We start from the raw sequence: 4,463 nt of genomic DNA, 5'->3' as shown, positions 1-4,463 counted from the left end.
GGCGCGCGCGAGCAGCGCGGTCAGCGGCGGCCTCTTGCCGGCGCGACGCTCGATGTGTCCGGCGGGCGACGCGATCATGCCGAGGGAGTCGCTCACGGCGATCCCCACGCGCCGATCACCGAGATCGACCGCCATCCATCGCCGCCGCCGCGTCGCTGACACGCTTGCCGGCACGCTCGCGGTCACGCGCCCTCCGCCATGCGCTGGAAGAACTCCTCGTTCGTCGCCGTCTGGGTGAGACGGCGGATCACGAAGTTCGTCGCCTCGTCGGGCGCCATGTCGCCGACGAAGTGGCGCAGCAGGAAGATGCGGTTCCGTTCCTTCTCCGTGAGCAGGAGCTCTTCCTTGCGGGTCCCCGATTTCCCGATCTCGAACGCGGGATAGATGCGGCGATTCGCGATGTCGCGGTCGAGGACGATCTCCATGTTGCCAGTACCCTTGAACTCCTCGAAGATCACTTCGTCCATGCGCGAGCCGGTGCTGACGAGCGCCGTCGCGACGATCGTCAGTGAGCCGCCGCCGTCGATCCGCCTGGCCGCGCCGAAGAACCGCTTGGGCTTCTCGAGCGCCTTCGCGTCCACGCCGCCCGAGAGGATCTTCCCCGACATCGGCGTCATCGTGTTGTGCGCCCGCGCGAGGCGCGTGATCGAGTCGAGGAGGATCACCACGTCCTGCTTCGATTCCACCAGCCGCTTGGCCTTCTCGATCACCATGTCGGCCACCTGCACATGCCGCTTGGCGTGCTCGTCGAACGTAGACGCGATCACTTCGGCCGTGGGGCAGCAGGCCATGAAGTCCGTCACTTCTTCCGGCCGCTCGTCGATCAGCAGCACGATCAGCTTGATCTCGGGATGATTCTCCGCGATCGCGTTCGCCATCCGCTGCAGCAGGAGCGTCTTGCCGGCACGCGGCGGTGCCACGATCAGCCCGCGCTGGCCCTTGCCGATGGGTGCCACCAGATCGATGATCCGGGCCGACCGGTCCTTGATGGTCGGATCGTCGACCTCCATCTTGAACCGCTCATCCGGGTACAGCGGCGTCAGGTTGTCGAAATGCACCTTGTGCTTGGCCTTCTCCGGGTCGTCGAAATTGATCCGCGTGACCTTGGTCATGCAGAAGTATTTCTCGCCATCCTTCGGTGCCGCAATCACCCCTTCAATCGTGTCTCCGGTCCGCAAGCTGAACTGGCGCAGGATGTCGGGTGACACGTAAATATCATCCGGCCCCGGCAGATAGTTGGCCGAAGGACTGCGCAGAAATCCGAACCCGTCCTGCAGCACTTCCAGAACCCCGTCGCCGCCAATCTCCCAGCCCTCTTCGGCATGCTCCTTCAAGATCGAGAACATCATCTCGCCCTTGCGCATCGAGGGCGCGTTCTCGATTTCCCATTCCTCCGCCATCGCCAACAGATCGGCAGGGGTCTTGGCTTTCAGTTCGGCAAGGTTCAGGCGTTCAACGGTCATGGGAAAGGGTCATCCTAAGGCGTGCCCAGTGAACAGGGCCGCGACGGTCTTGAAAGGGAAATGCTCCGGGCTGAACAGCCCTGCCGCTCGGCCTTACACCGCCCCACCTGCCCGAGTCAACAATTCCAAGTTGATGCGCGATCTGCCCGTGTCACCATTTGACGATCACCGCGAACACGATGATCAACATCAGCACGGTCGGCACTTCATTCATGATCCGGTACTGCCGCCCCGTCCTCACATTCGCCCCGGCGACAAAATCCTTGCGCCGCCCCGCCAACCACATGTGAAACGCCGTCATCGCCACCACGCACAGCGCCTTCACCCAAGGCCAGACTGCGCTCCAGTCAATCATCCCCGGCGCCATCAGCATCGCCAGACCAAAGACCCAGGTTGCGATCATCGCCGGATTCATGATCCCGCGCAGTAGCCGTCGTTCCATCGTCTGAAACATGACATCCGTCTTCGACCCGGCCTCGACCTGTTCAACATGGTACACAAACAGCCGCGGCAGATAGAAAATCCCTGCCATCCAGGATATCACTGACACCACGTGCAGCGCCTTGAACACCTGATACCAATCCAGAAAAACCCCGGCCATACTTCCCTCTTCGCTGCTCTTCTTCTCTTCTATTAAGAAAAGAAGAATCTTTAAATGATGATGATGTAGGGGTTGGGGATAACGGGATAGTCGCATCCGCCCCCAGGATTCTCCACAACTTGTCACCTGTGGAAAACACTGGGAAAACACTCATAAGCTTGAGAACACCTACAAAAATACGTTATTTATCAATGAACTACGCACCAAGAATACTGAATGATATCCACAGCCGATAATCCCGCCCCACGCGATCACCGCTTTTTCCCGAACCCGGTTTCCATCTCGTGCACAGCGGGATATCTCTCCCTATGGCGGGGCTGGCTTGCCTCGGAATGACACTGCAGCCGTCCAACCCGTTGGCCAGCCCTTTCGCCCGCAGGAACAAAGCACGGATATCCACAGCCTTCCCATGACCCTGATCCTTGCCTCCTCTTCCCCGATCCGCCTGCAACTCTTGCGGTCCGCCGGCCTTGCGGTCATTGCGCAATCCCCTCGCGTGGATGAAGAAACCGTCCGCGTCGCCCTGCAATCAGACGGTGCGCCGCCGCGCGACATTGCCGATACCTTGGCCGAGATGAAGGCCCGCAAGGTGGCCGAACGCTGCCCGCAAGACATCGTCATCGGCTGCGATCAGGTTCTGGCCCTCGGTCGCGACATCTTTGCCAAGCCCGAAAACGCTGAGGCTGCCCGCTCCCAGCTGCGCCAGCTTTCGGGCCAGACCCACAAACTGTTTTCCGCCGTCGTGGTCTATGAAAACGCCGAGCCGGTCTGGCGGCACGTGGCCGAGGCGTCACTGACGATGCACCCGATCTCCGATGCCTATCTGGACGATTACCTTGCCCGCAACTGGGACAGCATCCGCCACTCCGTCGGCTGCTACAAGCTGGAGGAAGAGGGTGTCCGGCTGTTTTCGGCCGTGACTGGCGACTACTTCACAATTCTCGGCCTACCGCTTTTGCCACTGTTGGCATGGCTGGGAACTCGGGGCATGATCGCCAGATGACAGAACTTGCCCGCATTCCCCTCGCCGGTGTCATTGGCCACCCGGTCGCGCACAGCCGGTCGCCGGCGCTGCACGGCTATTGGCTTCGTCGCTACGGGTTGAAGGGGCATTACATCCCGATCGACATCGCGCCCACCGATCTGGCCAACCTGGTGCGCACCCTGCCGCAACTGGGCTTTGTCGGCATCAACGTGACCCTGCCACACAAAGAAGCCATCCTGAATATCGCCGACATCGTGACCGACCGGGCAGCCCTGATCGGTGCCGCCAACACGTTGATCTTCCGGCATGATGGCAAGATCCACGCCGACAATACCGACGGCTCCGGCTTCATCGCCAACCTGCGCCAGAACGCGCCGCACTGGGCGCCGGCCACCGGCCCCGCAGTCGTGCTTGGGGCGGGCGGTGCCGCCCGGGCGGTAATCGCGGCCCTGATCGAGGTGGGCGTCCCGGAAATCCGTCTGGCCAATCGCACCCGCCCGCGCGCCGAAGGGCTGCGTTCGGATTTCGGGGCCAAGGTTGTCGTGCATGAATGGGTGCAGGCCGCCAACATTCTTGAAGACGCGGTGACAGTGGTCAACACCACCTCGCTTGGTATGACCGGCAAGCCCGACTTCCGCATGTCACTTGATCGGCTAAACCCGCACGCGCTGGTCACCGATCTGGTCTACACCCCGCTCAAGACTCAACTGCTGATCGAGGCCGAGGCGATGGGCTGCACCGTCGTTGACGGCCTTGGCATGCTGCTGCATCAAGCGGCACCCGGATTTGAACGCTGGTTCGGTCAGCGTCCGGATGTCGACGAAGCCACCCGCAAAGCGGTGCTGCAGGCATGACCTTTCGGTTGGGCCTTACCGGTTCCATCGGCATGGGCAAAAGCACCACGGCCGCCCTGTTCGCGGACGAATCGATTCCGGTCTGGGATGCTGATGCCGCCGTGCATCGGCTGTATTCCTCCGGCGGCGCGGCGGTTGCCGCTGTCGCCAGCCTTTGCCCCTCCGCCTTGCAGAATGACACCATCGACCGCGCTCAGCTGAAGGCCTGGATCGCGCGCGACCCCGCGGCCCTGGCCCGGATCGAGGCTGTGGTGCACCCGCTCGTTGCCGCTGACCGCGCTGATTTCATTCGTAAAACCACCGCTGACCTTGTCCTTCTCGATATCCCGTTGTTGTTCGAAAAGGGCACCGAGGCTGAACTTGACGCAACCCTTCTTGTCACCGCACCGCCTGAACTGCAAAGGGCGCGGGTGCTATCGCGCCCCGGCATGACCGAAGCCCAGTTTGCGCTGATCCTGTCGCGCCAGATGCCCGATGTTGAAAAACGCAAACGCGCTACCCACATTCTGGAAACACTTTCCCAAGACAGTGCGCGGGCCTATGTTCGGGCCGTGATTTCC

5 protein-coding genes are annotated in these 4,463 nt (G+C 61.9%); 3 read left to right on the top strand and 2 right to left on the bottom strand.

The window, feature by feature from the left end; translation table 11 throughout:
- Positions 1–182: 182 nt before the first annotated feature.
- Together rho and RMO18_RS13660 are read right to left on the bottom strand one after the other, a co-directional pair.
- Complete coding sequence (gene rho / locus RMO18_RS13665; protein ID WP_405054074.1) at positions 183–1,400, bottom strand: transcription termination factor Rho; 1,218 nt, start codon at positions 1,398–1,400, stop codon at positions 183–185.
- Positions 1,401–1,614: 214 nt separating this feature from the next.
- Positions 1,615–2,064: a CopD family protein gene (locus RMO18_RS13660; protein ID WP_309666607.1), complete on the bottom strand. Its 450-nt coding sequence runs from the start codon at positions 2,062–2,064 to the stop codon at positions 1,615–1,617.
- Between the two features lie 409 nt (positions 2,065–2,473).
- Here RMO18_RS13660 and RMO18_RS13655 point away from each other — a divergent pair, with 409 nt between their 5' ends.
- The 3 genes from RMO18_RS13655 to coaE all read left to right on the top strand — a co-directional run.
- Positions 2,474–3,067: a Maf family protein gene (locus RMO18_RS13655; protein ID WP_309666605.1), complete on the top strand. Its 594-nt coding sequence runs from the start codon at positions 2,474–2,476 to the stop codon at positions 3,065–3,067.
- Positions 3,064–3,903: a shikimate dehydrogenase gene (locus RMO18_RS13650; RefSeq protein WP_309666603.1), complete on the top strand. Its 840-nt coding sequence runs from the start codon at positions 3,064–3,066 to the stop codon at positions 3,901–3,903. The genes RMO18_RS13655 and RMO18_RS13650 overlap by 4 nt, the downstream gene beginning before the upstream one ends.
- A partial coding sequence (coaE, locus tag RMO18_RS13645) for a dephospho-CoA kinase (RefSeq protein WP_309666601.1) occupies positions 3,900–4,463 on the top strand: 564 nt, incomplete at its 3' end. The genes RMO18_RS13650 and coaE, both read left to right, overlap by 4 nt.

This window comes from Tabrizicola sp. (genome assembly GCF_031377265.1).
GTDB lineage: Bacteria > Pseudomonadota > Alphaproteobacteria > Rhodobacterales > Rhodobacteraceae > JAUYQR01.
The sequence above is the reverse complement of the archived record's forward strand: the minus strand, read 5'-3'. Positions and strand labels throughout refer to the sequence as shown.